16 protein-coding genes are annotated in these 17,973 nt (G+C 46.6%); all 16 read right to left on the bottom strand.

All coding sequences use genetic code 11. From position 1 onward, the window contains the following. Position 1 precedes the first annotated feature (1 nt). Complete coding sequence (locus QMN93_RS10450) at positions 2-808, bottom strand: glycosyltransferase family A protein (protein WP_193140302.1); 807 nt, start codon at positions 806-808, stop codon at positions 2-4. Beyond that, positions 805-1,881, bottom strand: a complete 1,077-nt coding sequence (locus QMN93_RS10445; RefSeq protein WP_193140304.1) for a glycosyltransferase family 4 protein — start codon at positions 1,879-1,881, stop codon at positions 805-807. Before QMN93_RS10445 ends, QMN93_RS10450 begins: the two co-directional genes overlap by 4 nt. Further along, positions 1,881-3,014 carry an oligosaccharide repeat unit polymerase gene (wzy, locus tag QMN93_RS10440; protein ID WP_193140306.1) on the bottom strand — a complete coding sequence of 378 codons (1,134 nt, stop codon included), beginning with the start codon at positions 3,012-3,014 and terminating at the stop codon, positions 1,881-1,883. The genes QMN93_RS10445 and wzy overlap by 1 nt, the downstream gene beginning before the upstream one ends. Beyond that, a complete protein-coding gene (locus tag QMN93_RS10435) occupies positions 3,007-4,131 on the bottom strand; it encodes a glycosyltransferase (protein WP_193140308.1) in 1,125 nt (374 codons plus the stop codon). Before QMN93_RS10435 ends, wzy begins: the two co-directional genes overlap by 8 nt. Next, complete coding sequence (gene wzx / locus QMN93_RS10430) at positions 4,118-5,461, bottom strand: O-unit flippase-like protein (protein WP_193140310.1); 1,344 nt, start codon at positions 5,459-5,461, stop codon at positions 4,118-4,120. Before wzx ends, QMN93_RS10435 begins: the two co-directional genes overlap by 14 nt. Further along, entirely contained in the window at positions 5,458-6,288 is an 831-nt protein-coding gene (locus QMN93_RS10425) for an NAD(P)-dependent oxidoreductase (protein ID WP_193140312.1), read from the bottom strand. The genes wzx and QMN93_RS10425 overlap by 4 nt, the downstream gene beginning before the upstream one ends. Then, complete coding sequence (gene rfbC, locus QMN93_RS10420) at positions 6,289-6,840, bottom strand: dTDP-4-dehydrorhamnose 3,5-epimerase (RefSeq protein WP_087822992.1); 552 nt, start codon at positions 6,838-6,840, stop codon at positions 6,289-6,291. A 15-nt stretch (positions 6,841-6,855) separates the two neighbouring features. Beyond that, positions 6,856-7,719 (bottom strand): glucose-1-phosphate thymidylyltransferase RfbA, encoded by an 864-nt coding sequence (gene rfbA, locus QMN93_RS10415; protein ID WP_115875788.1) that lies wholly within the window; start codon positions 7,717-7,719, stop codon positions 6,856-6,858. Next, on the bottom strand, positions 7,716-8,804 hold the full coding sequence (gene rfbB / locus QMN93_RS10410) for a dTDP-glucose 4,6-dehydratase (protein ID WP_193140314.1): 1,089 nt from the start codon (positions 8,802-8,804) through the stop codon (positions 7,716-7,718). Before rfbB ends, rfbA begins: the two co-directional genes overlap by 4 nt. A gap of 353 nt (positions 8,805-9,157) precedes the next feature. After that, on the bottom strand, positions 9,158-10,054 hold the full coding sequence (galF, locus tag QMN93_RS10405) for a GalU regulator GalF (protein ID WP_029742022.1): 897 nt from the start codon (positions 10,052-10,054) through the stop codon (positions 9,158-9,160). Positions 10,055-10,230: 176 nt separating this feature from the next. Beyond that, positions 10,231-11,622, bottom strand: coding sequence for a colanic acid biosynthesis protein WcaM (wcaM, locus tag QMN93_RS10400; protein WP_323619273.1), 1,392 nt, complete (start codon positions 11,620-11,622; stop codon positions 10,231-10,233). A gap of 12 nt (positions 11,623-11,634) precedes the next feature. Further along, entirely contained in the window at positions 11,635-12,855 is a 1,221-nt protein-coding gene (gene wcaL, locus QMN93_RS10395) for a colanic acid biosynthesis glycosyltransferase WcaL (protein ID WP_193140316.1), read from the bottom strand. Then, entirely contained in the window at positions 12,852-14,132 is a 1,281-nt protein-coding gene (wcaK, locus tag QMN93_RS10390) for a colanic acid biosynthesis pyruvyl transferase WcaK (RefSeq protein WP_193140318.1), read from the bottom strand. The genes wcaL and wcaK overlap by 4 nt, the downstream gene beginning before the upstream one ends. Positions 14,133-14,149: 17 nt before the next feature. Continuing rightward, positions 14,150-15,628 (bottom strand): colanic acid undecaprenyl disphosphate flippase WzxC, encoded by a 1,479-nt coding sequence (gene wzxC / locus QMN93_RS10385; RefSeq protein ID WP_039262643.1) that lies wholly within the window; start codon positions 15,626-15,628, stop codon positions 14,150-14,152. 1 nt (position 15,629) lies between these two features. Then, the gene (wcaJ, locus tag QMN93_RS10380; RefSeq protein ID WP_033145973.1) at positions 15,630-17,024 is read right to left on the bottom strand and encodes an undecaprenyl-phosphate glucose phosphotransferase; all 1,395 of its coding nucleotides are present in this window, start codon (positions 17,022-17,024) and stop codon (positions 15,630-15,632) included. A gap of 46 nt (positions 17,025-17,070) precedes the next feature. Continuing rightward, positions 17,071-17,973, bottom strand: a 903-nt coding sequence (locus tag QMN93_RS10375; protein ID WP_323630723.1) for a phosphomannomutase CpsG, incomplete at its 5' end; no start/stop codon positions are given.

The following is a 17,973-nucleotide window of genomic DNA, read 5'->3' as shown; positions in this document are numbered from 1 at the left end:
TTCATCCCCTAAGCTTGACAATTATCAAACGTCTTAAATACTTAATTTTAAAGAATATATACAAGAGAGCATAAACTAAAAAAGATATATCTCCACGTTTACGAGCCTTGTGTAACATATAACAGGCCCCTTTCTCCATTAACTTCAAGTTCGCTGATAAGCCTGAGTCACCAAAATTATGCTTTCCAGAGCCTGTTAAAACCGTAGATTCAGGGTGGTAATAAAAATTACCTCCACTGGCGCAAATTCGGACCCATAAATCTGCGTCTTCGCTATGTGTCATGTTAGTGTCGTATAGACCACAATCCATTATCACATCTTTGCGCACCAGTGCTGTAGACGTTTGCGGAAAAACTTTAATGAGTAGATCTATTAAACGTGCTTTATACAACGAAGTAATCTTTTTACCATATAAAAAAAGAGCTTCTTCGTTGCGAGCGGAACCTATAAAAACGGGTTCAATGCAAGATTCTGTAAGATATTTATATTGTATTTCAAGTTTATTACTAATCCAAACATCATCAGCATCAAGGAAACCAATCCAATCATGACGCGATTTCTTTATTCCATAATTTCTGGCCCTGGAAACGCCACCATTTTCAGTCGTATATATTGAAATATTTTTTACTCGATGAGCCAAAACATATTCATTCAAGACCTGTAGTGTATTATCCACAGAACCATCATTAACAACGATAATTTCAATATTAAAATTGTCAGCAGGTTTTTTTTGTTCAACTACAGACTTGACTGCATTAACAATTGTTTTTGCCCCATTGTATACAGGTATAACTACTGATAAATTCATTTAAAAATATCCTGCCAATACTCTGTTATCTTTTCGTCATTCCATTGCTGTGCTGATTTATAAGCACCAGAACTTAAGCTATCCTGCAACTCGTCTGAATTTATCAATTCAATTAATTTATTTTTGAATAAATCTCGATTACCATCTTCTATTAAAAATCCGTTTTCATTATTGATAATATCCATTGGTCCTGAAGGACAATTAAAACTAATAGCGGGCAAACCAAAAGAAATAGCCTCAAGCAACACCATTCCAAAGCCTTCACTACGTGAAGTCAAAACAAAAATTGAAGAGTTATAATATAAATCTGATATATCCCGGACAGCACAACTTAACTTAACATTATCTTCAAGTTTATTGTTGGTGATAAATTTCTCGATATCTGGTTTTAATTCACCATCACCCACAATATGGAGCAACCAACCTTTTGGTAGTTGATGTATACACTCTCGCCAAATGTCTAGTAAAAGTAAGTGCTGTTTATCGGGTGTTAGTCTTCCCACACACAAAACAGTTCTAACATCATCAGCATGCATTCTATATTTTAAATTAGGTTTATAGTGAGGCGTATACCGCACCGGAAAACCCATTTCCTTATAAAAGGCAAAATCACTTTTAGTTGGTAAACAGTATGCATGACAATGTTTATACGTAACTTTTCGAATGAATCTATATATTTTATTATAATTATTACGTGCCCCATGTTCACTTATAATTATTTTTCTCGAGTCAACGCCTGCAAGGAGTAGCATTAAATGGACCAAAGGGTGAGTTACATAGACATAGTCGTAGACGTTGGTCGAAAAAAATCTTTTTAGATTAAATATCGTTATCCAAAAGTTAGTGCCGACTTGTATTAAACGCCTCCATCTATGATTCATATCAAGATTGAGTTTTTGATTTAAGGTGTGCCGACCAACATTTTTATCGACATGGTAAAAATAATCTTTATTGTCAAAAGTTAGTACATCACACTCATAAAGCTCCGAGAGTTTATTAACGAGTGTTGAAATTACTCTTTCAATACCACCAGCAGGAGACATTGATGGTATTATAAATAAAATACTCTTCATTATATCCTTCGAAAGCTCAGATTATTAAATAACAAAATTATGCGCCAGAGTACAACAGTCTGAAAGGCAATAGATATTTCCCATATATCAAATGACAAAAAAGATAAATACATAATGAGGAAAAAAGCAACTATTCTGTAACGTCTATTGAAAACAGGAATTAGCAAGTAAATACTGACAAGCACTAATGATATTATTATAACGTTAAATATAAAACTAGTTACATCTCCTTTCATGAGAAAGGCTAAAAAACCCGGCATCCCCATAAATATACTGTATCCAGCATCTTGCCCCACGATTGCCAGGTTGAATATATTTGATGGGGAGGTTGTATCAAAGAGTGTTATCCCAAGCAATCTTTCGAGCATTATTCCCAGACTAAAGAAGTCAGAAACTGATTGACTAAAGTAATTATTGTGCAGAATTTCAATCAAAGAGGATGTTGTCGATATGCGACCAATCGTAAGAGACAGTATTTCATTAGAATCGAAAGCCACTCCACGCATTTCATTCCTAAGCGTATATACATAGCTTATCAAGTCAAGTAATGGACCTATAAAAATGAGTGGGAGTAAAAATAAAAAGTTCAGTGTAATTCTATTTATTTTGTTGTTAACAATGTAATACGCACCAATACATAAAATACTAATGAATATTCCCTGCAAGGAATGTTGCATGTAAGAAAAGAAGATCACAATCATTACACTTACTAAAAACTTTCGGTGTGATATTGCAGAGAAAGTGAGTAATGGTAGTATCGCTAAAGGGTTTAACTTACTTGCAATTTTTATCATTAAACCGGAAAACCCAGTTTGCGCAACCTGCCCAATCTGGTTTGCACCAAAGAGTAAAGTAATAATACCAGTTAGCAATAACAATCTAAAAAATATAACATCGAGGCGTTTATTTTCACAGTCATATATATATACATGCCCAGAAATTTTCACCATGAAATATATAAAAAGCAATGGCAGCATGTAAAAAAGGAAAATACTGGATGCTTCAGTGAAACCCAAGCTATAGGAATAACTTCTAAAATCACCTAACAGATATCCAGTATTATAAATAAAATATAGGGACACGATGATTGGTGCAATATATACATACACCATATACTTAGAAATTTTATTCATTCCGCATAATCTCTGCGATTCTTACTTTATAATTTTCAAATTTAAAATCTTCACGAACTTTACTTAATACCTCTTCGAATTTATCAAGTAGTTCTCTGTTTTGTGCAATTTCCAGGACTGCATCAGCCATTTCCCTTACAGAGTCACAAAGGTAACCAAACTGTCCATATCTTTCAAAATAATGAGCCAGCTGTTTATTGCGCATAGCTATTACAGGCATATTAAAGGCAATGCAATCCGCAAAAACACCGCTTGATACCAGGTCATATGTCGTGTCAGAAATTGTAGACTGACCAGAAAAAATAAGTGCGACATCTATTTTCTGAACATTACTATAAAATTCATTTTTACTTATCAGTGATTCTTTAAGATATCCTTTGCATAAGTGATGAACATTTGTACATTTATCATAAATAAACCCTCCATCACTCACCCCTACGGTCATCAACCTGATACAGGTCAAATCCATCGAACTTATATAATTCGCAAGCTCATAAATCTTGTCGCTACCTTTATTTCCACTTTGGATGCCAAAGCTCCCAAAGTTTATATCCTTTCTGCTTTTTAGCAATTTTTGATGCGTGGATATAGGATGTTGCACATAATAAAATGTTCTATTTTTGAAAAGCTGTGACAAGCTTTCATGTATTGATGAACTAATACAAATGAATTTTACATCACCAAATCTAAAGCCCAACGAAATAAAGAAGCGTCCTAATTTCTGACCAAAACCAGATGGGGTTTTTAAATAACCAAGCTCTCCGTGCATAAAAAGAAAAATTTTTGGCCTTATGATTAGGCTCAATGCACTTAATAAGGCGTACTGAAGAGGTGTTGCAGACAGTACAAAGACTGAACTTAATGTTTTAGGTAACTTTAATAAAATGACAGCCAGATGCAATGTTGAATATAGCCAGAGGTATAATTTTGTCCTCATGATATTAATTTTATTTACTTTAACATCCGAGTTTAATTCGGATATTAGTGTTGCATCATCTGATAACCAAATAGTTGCTTTATTCTCTTCACTAATAGCTTTAATTGTTAAAGAATTAAAAACATAATGCTCTTCTTTCTTTCTGAGTAAATCAATTATTGCGACTTCAGCTCTTGACATTTCTTAGGTCCTGATAAACAGTTAGCGGCCATTTCCAGTTATTATAGAGTGACTGTACAAACAATTGAGACAATATCACCCCTAACAACCCTGCCTTTAAGTAATAAGTGACCACAAAAGAAAGCAAAATAATTGACATCCCCGTTATTATCATGCTTTTAACAAATGGAATCTGGTTTTTTGTTGTTAGATATGAAGTGCATAATGAGTAATTCATTTCTAATAAACTGCAGATCAAATATAGCACTAGCATTTCTGTTGGCAAAAAATGTGTTTGCTGCGTTATATGTTTTAGAAGAAAATCACCAAGAAAAACCAAGGAAAAAGCAGAAGCCATATAAATAGCATTAGCTGTCAATAGCGATTTTTTAAATAACCGCTTAACAGATGAATATTTCTGTAATGCCTGTTCAGCAGTCATACGAGGTAAATTAAGACCAAACAACATAGAGGCGACAATCACAATAACCATCGTTACTTGTACCGTCAATCCATAAGCGGCTGCAGCTTTCAAACCAATGAAGCTTGATACTATAAGGATACTACCCCTTACACACAGGAAATTACCTAATTGAACTATTCCCATGTCTTTAGCACTTTGCCAGACAATTGTTTTTAACTCTTTTGCTGCTTGAAGTGGGATATAATTTTTAATAATATAATGATCATTGTTGTAGACACACTTGGTTATAATCCATCTATCGATGATTACAGCAATGACAGATCCAATTGCGAGGGATATTAATCCTTGACCACTTACTAACATGGGGATACTAACGGCCAGAAGGATAGACTTCGTTAACACTATAACTTTATTTAAAACAGTTTGATCCCCCCTTCCTTTCAAAATTGAATTATAATATCCAAAATACAATTGAACACATATACTTATACCATACAGAGTCCAACAACTCATCACATAGAGAAAATCTAGAGTTGTGTGCAAACTGTACAAATATATATTCCCAAATATCACGATCCCTACAAATGCGAGAGTGGTTATTTTAAAATAAATTTCCCTCGCCGCTATTATTAAAGCATTCAGAAGCTCTTGATTTATCTCTTCATCTTTGCATTCAGGTATTTTATTATAAGTTATATCTTTGGCCCCAGAATATACATAAGATATAAACCTTGAAACTGTAGGTAACAGACCAAACTCTAAAAGCTGTACCAATCCTGCAAGAGCAACAAAAACATACCATAACCCTATTTCTTCTTGCCCTAAATATCTAAGAATAAAGGGCAACAGTAGTAAACTGGATGCAATACTCAAGAATTGAGAGAGGTATCCCCATAAAACATCCTTTTTTCTAACTACATGTTTCATGATTTAATTTGTAGTTCACTTTTGAATAATTGAATCATGTCTGACAAATCAGACAGAACAGAACGAGGTTTGTAGTCAGGAATCAATTTTTTTAGTAATGAAATATCTGTAATAGGGAATATCTCTTTTGTCGCATTATTTTCATGCCAATTCACAACGCAATTTGTATTTTGAATAAGCACGCTAGCGATCTGTTCTGATGATGTATTAGTTCCTGAGGCAATGTTAATTATTTCTCCTTCAGCTTTTTTGTTATTACTCAGCTTTATGACACTTTCCGCTACATCAGTAACTGAGACATAATCTTTTTCATAATTTTTATCAACGTACATATCAATGCGTCCGTTGATTATTGCATTACGTGTTATAGAAGGCAAAAACAAGGGACTTTTTAGTGCTACCCCATAAACATTACTTGGGCGCACAATAGTAAATGGCTTACCACTTTTAAAGCATAATTCTTCCGCGACTAATTTTGTTAGATTAAAGAGTCGACGATTATCATCCTGCCTGATTATCAGATCGCTTGTTTCAGAGCTTTCATCCCCATTCATATATAATCTCGTGGAAGAAACATATATTAAGCGGTCAAAGTTAGCATTCTGGAGAAGTTCAGAGAGTAATAAGCAATTAGCAGTCAAGACATCAAATGGTTTTAGTTGGCAATCGCCATTGCCTGCGCAATAAATCAGGGTGCCAAGTTTTTTTGAAAAAATATTTGGATCGTTCCGTTCAGGAATCCACACATCTTTGTGCAAAGAATGTAGATGTCTTACTATTTCACTTCCAATAAAGCCATTCCCGCCGACTACTGTATAAATACTCATTTACTTTCCAAATTTCAATTGCTTACGAACGTCTTCCAATGAAGGAAGCTCCTTATCTTTTAAAGACAAATTTGGCTCAGAAATCGGCCAATTGATATTTATAGAATTATCATTCCAAATAATTCCTCCTTCATCCGTAGGATCATAAAAATCCGTACATTTATACTGGAAATCAGCAATGTCACTCAAAACGCAAAATCCATGGGCAAACCCAGGTGGGATATAAAACTGGAGCCTATTATCACCAGAAAGAATAATAGATTCATACTGACCAAAAGTTGGGGAGTCTTCACGTAGATCTACCGCTACATCGAACACTGTACCAGCGGTGACCGTTACCAATTTACCTTGCGGCTTTCTTTTTTGAAAATGTAAACCACGGAGCACATTACCTGTGGAACGGGAGCGATTGTCCTGAACAAAACTCTCTTTAATTCCAGCGTTTTTATAGCGTTGCTCGTGATATGTCTCATAAAAAAAACCACGTTCATCACCAAACACTTTTGGTTCAATTATTAAAAGACCATCTAATTTAGTTTTTATGATATTCATTTATTCAAAATACTCTTACTTGATAAGGCTTAATAAATAATTCCCGTAACCTGTTTTAGAAAGTGAACTCCCTATCGACTTAATATCTTCTTTACTCAGCCAGCCTTGATTATAAGCAATTTCTTCGAGACAAGCGATCTTGAATCCCTGTCGCTTCTCGACAGTTTGCACAAATTGCGAAGCTTCAAGAAGAGAATCATGTGTTCCAGTATCAAGCCATGCAAATCCACGTCCTAATTGCTCAACCTTTAAAGCCCCCTGGTTGAGATATTCTTGGTTAATACTTGTTATTTCTAACTCACCCCTATCAGACGGTTTCACTTTTTTTGCTATTTCAACTACCTGATTATCATAAAAGTACAGCCCCGTAACGGCCCAATTTGATTTCGGATGTTTCGGTTTTTCTTCGATGGAAATAGCATTGAAGTTATCATCAAATTCGACTACGCCGAATCTTTCAGGATCCATTACTTTATAACCGAACACCGTGGCGCCGCTCAAATTATCTACTGCATGCCGCAATTGTTTTCCAAATGCCTGTCCAAAAAAGATATTATCCCCCAGGACTAAACATACTTTATCATTCGCAATAAACTCTTCTCCGAGGATAAACGCCTGCGCGAGGCCATCTGGTGAAGGTTGAACTTTATAACTAAGATTAATGCCTAAACGAGCACCATTTCCCAAGAGACGTTTGAAGCTATCACAATCCTCGGGAGTTGTGATAATAAGGATATCCCTAATACCAGCCAACATTAGCACTGAAAGCGGATAATAAATCATTGGCTTGTCATAAATCGGTAATAACTGTTTCGAGGTTCCCAATGTAATTGGATGCAAGCGTGAACCTGAGCCACCGGCTAAAATAATGCCTTTCATTTATTGTTATCTCCATATTGTGTTGAAAGCCATGAAGCATATGCTCCACTTTTAACATTACTCACCCACTGCTCATTCGTTAGATACCATTCCACCGTCTTACGAATCCCGCTTTCGAATGTCTCCTCAGGCTTCCAGCCCAGTTCAACACCTATTTTATGTGCATCAATCGCATAGCGACGGTCATGGCCCGGACGGTCAGCAACATACATAATCTGATCGCGATAAGACCCCTCTTTAGGCACAATCTCATCAAGCAGATCGCAAATCGTATGGACCACGTCCAGGTTCTGCTTCTCGTTATGACCACCAATGTTGTACGTTTCACCCGGTTTACCTTTAGTGACAACGGTGTACAGTGCACGCGCATGATCTTCCACATACAACCAGTCACGAATCTGCTCACCCTTGCCGTAAATAGGCAGAGCTTTTCCGTCCAGCGCATTCAGGATAACCAGTGGGATCAGTTTTTCCGGGAAATGGTACGGGCCGTAGTTATTCGAACAGTTGGTGACAATAGTTGGGAAACCATAGGTACGCAGCCAGGCACGAACAAGATGGTCGCTTGAGGCTTTTGATGCTGAATACGGGCTGCTAGGCGCATAAGCCGTGGTTTCAGTGAAGAGCGGCAGCTCAGCTGATGCCGGGTGCTCATCAGGATGCGGCAAATCACCATACACTTCGTCGGTAGAGATGTGATGGAAACGGAAGGCTTTCTTCGCTTGCTCATCCAACGTTGACCAGTAAGCACGAGCGGCTTCCAGCAGTACATAAGTGCCGACGATATTGGTTTCGATAAACGCAGCCGGGCCGGTAATAGAACGATCGACGTGACTTTCGGCGGCCAGGTGCATCACCGCATCAGGCTTATGTTTTGCGAAAATGCGATCCATGGCGTCTTTATCGCAAATATCCGCATGCTCAAAAACATATCGATCGCTTTCGCTGACTTCACTAAGCGACTCAAGGTTGCCGGCATAGGTCAGCTTATCCACATTGACGACGTCGTCCTGGGTATTTTTAATAATATGTCGTACAACCGCTGAGCCGATAAAGCCGGCCCCGCCCGTCACAAGAATTTTCACGTTATCTGTTCCGTCTAGTATATATGTCTGGATACTGGCGTTCTGAAACCTGAGCATTTATTGACGGTTTCAGAAATTGAGCACGCTACCGCCCCTGGCTTAACAGCTACCAGTGCACTGAGCGATCTCTGATTAAATGATTTTTTTGTCTGGATCCAGACAAAAAACTGGCGTTAATTGTCGTCCTAAACGACCTCAGAAACAAGCACAAATCGCTACAAAGCGATCCAGATTTAAACCCTGTAACTCTATGTAATCATAGGATTAATAATAAAAAAAGGCAGTCATCATTTTGGCTATGTTTCAATACACCAAAATAATGACTGCCGCTTGTCCAAGACGTTGCAGGAATATCAGTCGTTTGCGAGCAACTTCTCAATACGGGTTCTGAATTTCGCCCCTTCCTTCAGGTTACGCAGTCCATAGTTCACGAACGCCTGCATATACCCCATTTTCTTACCGCAGTCGTAGCTGTCGCCGGTCATCAGCATAGCGTCAACGGACTGTTTTTTCGCCAGCTCGGCAATCGCATCAGTCAGCTGAATACGATCCCAGGCGCCTGGCTCAGTTTTTTCCAGCTCTGCCCAGATATCGGCGTTCAGAACATAACGGCCAACCGCCATCAGGTCTGAGTCCAGTGTCTGTGGTTGATCCGGTTTTTCGATGAACTCAACGATGCGGCTCACCTGCCCTTCCGTTTCCAGCGGTTCTTTAGTCTGGATAACGGAGTACTCGGAGAGATCGCCCTTCATGCGTTTCGCCAGCACCTGGCTACGGCCGGTTTCATTGAAACGCGCCACCATTGCCGCCAGGTTGTAACGCAGCGGATCGGCAGAAGCGGTATCGATGATGATGTCCGGAAGAACAACAATGAATGGGTTATCACCCACAACCGGACGAGCACACAGGATAGAGTGGCCCAGGCCCAGCGGCTGCGCCTGACGCACGTTCATGATGGTCACGCCCGGCGGGCAAATAGACTGCACTTCCGCCAGCAGCTGGCGTTTGACGCGCTGCTCAAGCAGCGCTTCGAGTTCGTAAGAGGTGTCGAAGTGGTTTTCTACCGCATTCTTGGAGGAGTGCGTAACCAGGACGATTTCTTTGATCCCTGCAGCAACAATCTCATCGACAATGTACTGAATCATTGGCTTGTCGACGATCGGCAGCATCTCTTTAGGAATGGCTTTTGTGGCTGGCAGCATATGCATGCCCAAGCCTGCTACCGGAATGACTGCTTTCAAATTAATCATTATTTCTTCCACCTTAAAATGGTTGACGAATTATAGCTCTTAAACCTGTTTTCGCCAGCATGATTTGCCGTAATCCTTGGGCAATGTTACGCCTTAGCATCACAAATTTCTGTAGTTGTAATCTGATTAGATCGCGCTTTTATGCCAGGAATAGTCTCAAAACTGATGATTGTCGATTATCTGTGCGGAAGCGCAAAGTTAAGCCTTTCCACATTCACCACCTGCTGGTCGACCCGGTCAATATCGACCGAGCTTTGCCCCTTCTCATTCACTGCTTTTATGTTCGCCAGCGACAGCAACGTCTCGTCTTTCGCCATGAATTTACCCCGCACATCCTTACGCAGGTCGAAGTTAATCTTCAGGGCGGGCCCCACAGCGGCTTCCTGCATCACATTGATATTGCGTAAAAAAAGATGTTGCGGCTTGTTGTGCAGCTCAAGCGTTGCACGCTGCATTTCCACGTTGGTTATCGCCACAAACGAGGTGGCGTTACCGGATGAAATCTGTATTCCGCGCAATTTATACGCAAGCTGACGATTATCGAGATGAATATTGTTGAGCTTGAAGTTCTGCGGGATGGACAAATAATCGCCTTTTATCACCCCATAGCCGATTAACATTCCCGCACTGTTCACCATATCGACATTATCAATAATGAAATTATCACAGCCATAGATGGCCACCGTGGCGTTGTCTATACCCGCCTTTTTACTGAAATCGGGGGTAATATTTTTGGCCTTGATATTGCGAATAACAAAATGTTTACCGTTTTCAACGTGCACCAGCTGGCGACAGTTGCTGCCGGTGATGTTTGCCACCACGAAGTTCTTGACGGTTTGCTTCTCCGGATAGTCGTTATCGTAGGTGCTGCCGGCGAGGCCAATGCCGATGCCCCAGTTGATCTTGCCGTTGGTGCAGTTGATGTTGTCGATGACATGGTCAGAGATCAGGATATTGCGATCGTTGATGGCGACGTTCCACTCGATCGCATCCCCCTGGAGATGGCTAAATTTGCTGTTGGTGATGCGGGCACCGTCAACCTGGTTGTGGAAACCCTGGCGCAGGATGGCGTAGTTGGCCTGGCTTACGCTGATGTTATCAATCAGCAGGTTGCGCATCACGCTCGGTTTCTTGCCGCCGATGTAGATCTGCGTCACCGGGCCAAAACCGCTCATGGCCAGCCCTTTGATAACGCAGTCAGAGCCGCGAACGTCGAGCGTAATGTTCTCCGTGCGGCCAGCACCTTCGCCTATCACTTTGCTGCCTTCCTGCAGAACAAAGCGGCCGCGCCCGTTGCCGGTTAACGCCCCGCGGATCAGCAGCGTTTTACCGTCAGGAATGAAAATGCCGGTATTGATGTTTTCGCAGGTGAGACCGGCAGGGACCACAACGGTGTCGCCGTCATTAAACGCCTGCTTAAAAGCGGCGATCCAGTCGTTGTTATTGTACTGATTAACAGAGACCGTTCTGCCGCTTGCCGCCCGGACGATGCGTGACGACAGCAGCGGCGTGGCCGCCAGAACGGAGAGAGAAGAGACAAAGGTGCGTCGGGTAATCTTTTTCAGCATACATCCTCGGCGTTACAACGTTTGCAGCAGGCTCGCTAACTGGCGGTTAATCACCTGCTGGTTAAAATCGGTTTCCACTTTTTGTCGGGCGTTCTGGAGCACGGGCTCCAGCGCCTGCTGGTCAATATCGCTGAAGGCTGCTAATCGGTCCGCAAGGGCCAACGCGTTATTCTCCGGCACCAGCCAGCCGGAGTGGTCAGACTTAATCAGCTCCGGGATCCCGCTGTGCATGGTTGATACCACCGGAATACCTACGGCCATCGCCTCCATCAGCGCCACCGGAATGCCTTCCATATCGCCATCGGCGCCCGTTACGGAAGGCAGCAGAAAGACATCCGCCTCGTCGAGCATGGCCTTGACCTCGTGGCTCGGCTTGAAGCCCGGCATCTCTACGACATCTTCCAGCTGATACTGTTCGATAAGCGTGCGCAGACGACGCTCCCACGGCCCAATGCCGAGAATGCGATAGTGGAAATCCACCCCGCGCGCTTTCAGCTGGCGGCAGGCTTCAATGGCCACATGGAGGCCTTTCTTCTCGGTCAGGCGAGCAACGGAGATGATCTGCAGCGGTTTTCCCGGCACCTTAACAGGACGGCGAGTGAAGCGCGTCAAATCCACGCCCATACGCGAAACGGCAATTTTCTCTCCCGGGCAGCCCATGTTTTTCAGGCGCCCGGCCCACAGGTCGCTGATAGGCAGCATCATGTCGCCGCGCCTGAACAGCTGCTGATACTCCGGCGTGTAGTGGTTCAGCACTTCGCGGCTGGAGATATCGATACCGTGGAAGATGGTCGCAATTTTGCCGTCAATCACGCCCAGCTCGCGCAGCTTCGCGGCGGTGACGCCCGCCGGGCCAAAGTGGGCGATAAACACGTCGGCACGATACGGCTGCGCGGTTTGCCCGCAGATGGCCGAGAGGATCAGATTGCGGGATTCGGAACCATAGCGGGAAACATTCAGCGCTCGCCACGTCGACGCGCGGTGGATCCCGCGCAAGGTCTGGCTGGCCCGGTGGCGCAGCTTACTCAGTCTCCCGGAAGGCTCATCCTGCAGCCAGCGGGTTTTCGCCTCCAGCCCATACTGGGCATACGCCGCATGGGTATTTTTGGTATCGCCCTTTTGCAGGGCGATAATCTCCACGTCATATCCCATATCGATAAACGCGGTGATTTGGTTCAGGACAAACGTTTCAGACGACAGCGGAAATTTCAGTAAGAAGAAACCAACCTTCATTTCCCCTCCCGTACGCGGTCAAGTACCGATTTCACCATCCCAATGCCCTTCTCGCGCTCGGCTTTCACCGCCACCGCCAGGCGTTCATTGATCGCAGGCAGCTGGCCGAGCGTGTCGCCCACCATCGCACCGAGCGAACCATCGAGCAGATGACGGATATCCGCGGCCATTTCCGGCATACCGAGCTGCTGCATGATGCCTGCTGATTTGTGTTCGTAGTTGATGGCAATGGCCGGCGTGCCAAAGTTCATGGAGATAATGGCGGAGTGCAGGCGCGTGCCGACGGTCAGGTCGCAGGCGGAGAGCAGCTTGCCCATCTCCAGATCGTTAAGTTCGTCCATCACCACGTGATAGCGGGACGGATCGTTCACCAGATTGCGCAGGTTCAGCGCCACCATACGGTCGTCTTTGTTGTAGCTGTCGATGCCGGTGCAGGTGGAGAGCGCCAGCACCTGGTACCCGCTGTCCAGCACGCGGTTCACCACGTCGGCGAAGGCTTTCTCATACGCCGCCTGGGTCGTACCTAAACGCTTATCGAAGGGCGCCAGCTCGCGCAGGGTAATCGCGACGGTTTTCTGTTTCGCCGCCACGTCGAGCCAGTGCTGCACCGCGTAGCTCGGCTGGAAGCTGTCGTCCTGGTGATCCACCAGCCACGCGGTGTCCACGCCGTGCTCAACTTTTGAGGTGTCAATTTCGCTGCGCTTCATCATGTCGAGGCTGACCGACTCGCGCAGGATCAGCGCGTCGCAGTGGCCGAACACGTAGTTTGCGAGCTGGTTAAACTGCGGATCCTGGAATGGCCCGACGCTGTGGCCAATCATAAACAGCGGCTTTTTCGCCATAAAGGTGCAGAGCGCATGCTCAAACTGCGGCACGCCGTAGAGATCGACGAAGAACGAACCGCCGACCTGGATAATGGCGTCGTAGCCGGACAGCAGACGGACAAAATCGGTAAAGCCCTGCGCGATAGCGATATTGCGCAGCTTGCCGGTATCGGTCACGCGGGAAAGCAGCACCTGGTGCTGGTAGCGACGGCGCAGCACTTTCTTCACGCGGCCCATCACGCCCGCGGCGTTGTTATGCTGTTTCATCTGGCTATAGAGCGGGTCGCCCATCACCGGGCGGTTCAGTAACCAGGATGAGCTGACCGGATAACGGCTCATCACGTCCACTTCAGTCTCAGGCTTAAGGGTGTTAATTGCATCCAGTAAACCGCGCAGGATGGCGCTGTCGCCACGGTTGCCGCAGGTATGGTTGCCAAGAATTAATAATTTCATAATGGCCTCTTAAATAACTAGCCTGCGCGAAGCAGCGTTTTCATTTTTTCGTTACGGCAAAACTGGCGCTTCATCTCCACCACCAGCGCATTGCGTGACAGCACAATCATCACGCCAAATGCCAGCGCGCCCGCGGCAACCTGTACCGCCAGCAGCGCGGCCAGCGGCAGGTGACCGCTGAGGATGATGCCCAGGCCGTAGCTCACCGCCAGGGTCGGCAACGAGAGATAGAACGGCAGCCACAGGCTCAGGATGTACTGACGGTAGCTGGAGCCCAGCACCGGCTTGATCATGATGAAGTAGCTCAGAACGGTATTGATTATCTGCACCAGCAGGAAGCCCAGCGTGACGCCGATGGCGCCCGCCATATGCCCGCCGACGATAATCGCCGGAATAAACAGGAAGGTTTTGAACACGTTGAACTTAAAGCTAATGTCGACGCGCGCTTTTGCCATCAGCAGGGAACCAATCGGATTCCCCACGGAGCGCAGCAGCCCCACCACGCACAGCAGCTGCAGGATCGGGATGATGCCGTTCCACTTCTCGCCAAACACCAGCGGCACGAAGTTGCTGGAAACCACCATCAGCCCCAGCAGCACCGGGAAGTTAATGATCCCCACCACGGAAAGCAGCTTGTAGAAGTTAACGCGCAGCTTCTCGGTGTCGTCCTGGATCTTGGCGAAGGCCGGGAACAGCACGCGGGTGATTATCGGGTTCAGCTTCATCGGCGGCACCACCGCGACGTTGTAGGCCAGGTTGTAGCCCCCCGCCACGCTCGCGCCAAGAATACGCGCCAGCACCAGCGTCGACAGGTTGGTATTCACATAGTTGATAATGCTGTCCGCCGTCAGCCACGCGCCAAAGCGCAGGTTGGACGAGACGGATGCGAGAGAGAAATGCAGCCCGGGACGGTAGATCTTGCGGCCAAAGTAGCCGAACAGCAGCGTACGCACGGCAGAGTTAACCAGGTATCCGAGGATAGCGGTCATCGCCAGCGGCCAGAAATGGGCGCTCACCACGGTGAAGGTAAAGCCCGCCAGCACCGCGCTGGTCTCGATCATGCCGATCTTGTTGAACTCCAGCTCTTTCTGCATCAGCGCGCGGAACTGCTGCCCGTGCGGGATCACCACGAAAGCAAACGACAGCGTGCGCATCAGCGGAGCCAGATCCGGGTTGTGCAGCACGCTGGCGATGGTATCGCTCAGCAGGAACACCAGCACGAACACGAAAATCCCGAGCCCCACGTTCAGCCAGTAGAGCGTGGTCAGCTCCAGATGGCTGATCTCTTTGCGCTGGATAATCGAGTTGGCGATACCAAAATCAGACAGCGTATCGGCCAGCGCGATAATCACCAGCGAGACGGTCAGCAGACCGAACTGGTGATTATCAATAATGCGCGCCAGCACGGTCATCTGCACCAGACCGAGGCCAATGATGACGATGGTCGCCATCGCTGACCACTTCGCCCCGCTGATGGTTTTTTCACGTAAGCTCATCTTAGTACGCCGCTTTGTTCACGAAACCTTTGAAGATGGTCAGAAAAACAATCTTGATATCGAACCAGATACTCCATTCACGGATGTACTCCAGATCGAATTCGATACGTTTTTCCATTTTTTCCAGCGTGTCGGTTTCGCCGCGCCAGCCGTTGATCTGCGCCCAGCCGGTAATGCCCGGCTTCACCTTATGGCGCAGCATGTAGCCTTCAATCAGCGAGCGGTACTGCTCGTTGTGCGCCACCGCGTGCGGACGCGGGCCAACAATCGACATGCCGCCGGTGAAGACGTTGATAAACTGCGGCAGCTCGTCCAGCGAGGTGCGGCGCAGGAAGTTCCCCACGCGGGTGACGCGCGGATCGTTCTGCGTTGCCTGGGTCACCACCTTGTCGTTTTCCATCACCTTCATGGAGCGGAATTTCCACACCATAATCGGCTTACCGTCCATACCGTAGCGGGTCTGGCGGAAGATAACCGGGCCTGGAGAGCTCAGCTTCACCGCGAGGGCAATGCAGCACAGCACCGGGGAGATGAGCAGTAAAATCAGCGAAGAGAGCACAATATCTTCCGCGCGCTTCAGCACGCGGTTAATGCCCGACAGCGGGGTGTCGTACAGCGGTACCACCGGCACGCCGTTCACTTCTTCAATGCGTGAATGGAGGATGTTAAAGGTAAAGACGTCCGGGATCAGGATCACCGAACAGGTGGTGTCCGCCAGCTCGCGCATCAGTTGCTTAATGCGAGATTCGTCTCTCATCTGCATGGCGATGTAGACGTTGTGAATTTTACCGGCTTTCGCGTCTTCAATAAGCTGTTCGTAATTGCCCGCCCAGTCCGACGGCACGCCGCCCGGCTTCGCGTCGTGATAAATCCCGACCACTTCAAACCCTAACCACGGCTCTTTGCGGAAGCTGTCGAGCAGGACCTTACCAACCGGAAGATCGCCCGCTACCGCAACGAAGCGACGGTTATAACCGCGGTTACGCAGCCAGCCCGCGCCGAAGCGGATAAGGGAACGGCACACCACCATGCCGACGCTGGTGATCAAATACCAGCAGAGATAGGTGACGAGGCGATTATCAAAATCATGGCTGAAGGCCACCAGGCCTGCGCTGAAGATCAGGCTCAGAGTCCAGTTCTGCAGCAACAGCATCAGTTCAGTGGTCATTTTCACGCCGCGCCACGAGCGGTAGAAATCGGTCATCCCGCCGATCATCTGAAACACGACTAGCGCAATGAGAGCCATCAGCAGATGCATATATAAGAACGGCAGCCCGCCGATCCGACACACCGCCCACAATCCACCGACCATGATGGTGATATCAGAAAAACGCTGCACCATAGAGATTAACGATGCATTCGTTCTCGCTCGTTCGCGTTTTTTTAGATTCGTCATCGTTGTTCCTGTATTCGGTTCCCCCTCCCGCCGGGAGGGGCAATTATTACTGATTCAACAGCGCCAGAATGTCCTTCGTTCGGGCTTCCATCAGCGCCGTGTCAGCACGGGACTCCACGTTCAGGCGCACCACCGGCTCGGTGTTGGACGAGCGCAGGTTAAAGCGCCACTGCGGGAACGCCATGCTGATGCCGTCCGTACGGTCAATTTCCAGCGCGTGGATCGCAAAGTGCTGCTCCACGCGGGCAATGGCCTCGGCCGGCTGCGCCAGCTTGCTGTTGATCTCCCCGCTCGCCGGGAACGCCGCCATGCGGTCGCGCACCAGCTCGCCCAGCGTCTGCCCCTTCAGGCACAGCAGCTCGGTCACCAGCAGCCACGGGATCATCCCGCTGTCGCAGTAGGCAAAATCGCGGAAGTAGTGGTGGGCGCTCATCTCGCCGCCGTAGATGGCGTCTTCTTCGCGCATGCGCTCTTTGATGAAGGCGTGGCCGGTTTTGGACATCACCGGCGTGCCGCCCGCCGCTGACACCACGTCGACGGTGTTCCAGGAAAGGCGCGGGTCATGAATGATTTTCGCGCCCGGGTTTTTCTCAAGGAACGCTTCCGCCAGCAGGCCGACAATGTAGTAGCCCTCGATGAACTGCCCTTTCTCGTCGAACAGGAAGCAGCGGTCGAAGTCACCGTCAAAGGCGATGCCCATGTCCGCGCCGTGCTCAATCACCGCGTTGCGGGTGTCGTCGCGGCACTCCGGCAGCAGCGGATTAGGAATACCGTTCGGGAAGTTGCCGTCCGGGGTGTTGTGCACTTTGACGAAGGTGACCGGCACGTTCAGCGCCTTAAAGCGGGCTTCCAGCGCATCCACCACCGGACCAGCCGCGCCGTTACCGGAGTTGATGACCAGCTTCAGCGGCTTGAGGTTCGCCACGTTGATGTAGCCCAGCAGGTGGTC

This window comes from Enterobacter sp. R-1.6.2, assembly GCF_035064085.1.
GTDB classification, from domain to species: Bacteria; Pseudomonadota; Gammaproteobacteria; order Enterobacterales; family Enterobacteriaceae; genus Enterobacter; species Enterobacter asburiae_B.
This window is presented reverse-complemented; position numbering and strand designations above follow the sequence as displayed.

Bases quoted from the DNA above. Each gene is read 5' to 3' on its own strand.
- QMN93_RS10435 (WP_193140308.1), bottom strand. From the start codon at position 4,131: ATGTCAAGAGCTGAAGTCGCAATAATTGATTTACTCAGAAAGAAAGAA.
- wcaL (WP_193140316.1), bottom strand. From the start codon at position 12,855: ATGAAGGTTGGTTTCTTCTTACTGAAATTTCCGCTGTCGTCTGAAACG.
- wzxC (WP_039262643.1), bottom strand. From the start codon at position 15,628: ATGAGCTTACGTGAAAAAACCATCAGCGGGGCGAAGTGGTCAGCGATG.
- wzy (WP_193140306.1), bottom strand. From the start codon at position 3,014: ATGAATAAAATTTCTAAGTATATGGTGTATGTATATATTGCACCAATC.
- QMN93_RS10450 (WP_193140302.1), bottom strand. From the start codon at position 808: ATGAATTTATCAGTAGTTATACCTGTATACAATGGGGCAAAAACAATT.
- rfbC (WP_087822992.1), bottom strand. From the start codon at position 6,840: ATGAATATCATAAAAACTAAATTAGATGGTCTTTTAATAATTGAACCA.
- galF (WP_029742022.1), bottom strand. From the start codon at position 10,054: ATGATTAATTTGAAAGCAGTCATTCCGGTAGCAGGCTTGGGCATGCAT.
- wcaM (WP_323619273.1), bottom strand. From the start codon at position 11,622: ATGCTGAAAAAGATTACCCGACGCACCTTTGTCTCTTCTCTCTCCGTT.
- QMN93_RS10445 (WP_193140304.1), bottom strand. From the start codon at position 1,881: ATGAAGAGTATTTTATTTATAATACCATCAATGTCTCCTGCTGGTGGT.
- QMN93_RS10425 (WP_193140312.1), bottom strand. From the start codon at position 6,288: ATGAGTATTTATACAGTAGTCGGCGGGAATGGCTTTATTGGAAGTGAA.
- rfbA (WP_115875788.1), bottom strand. From the start codon at position 7,719: ATGAAAGGCATTATTTTAGCCGGTGGCTCAGGTTCACGCTTGCATCCA.
- wzx (WP_193140310.1), bottom strand. From the start codon at position 5,461: ATGAAACATGTAGTTAGAAAAAAGGATGTTTTATGGGGATACCTCTCT.
- wcaJ (WP_033145973.1), bottom strand. From the start codon at position 17,024: ATGACGAATCTAAAAAAACGCGAACGAGCGAGAACGAATGCATCGTTA.
- wcaK (WP_193140318.1), bottom strand. From the start codon at position 14,132: ATGAAATTATTAATTCTTGGCAACCATACCTGCGGCAACCGTGGCGAC.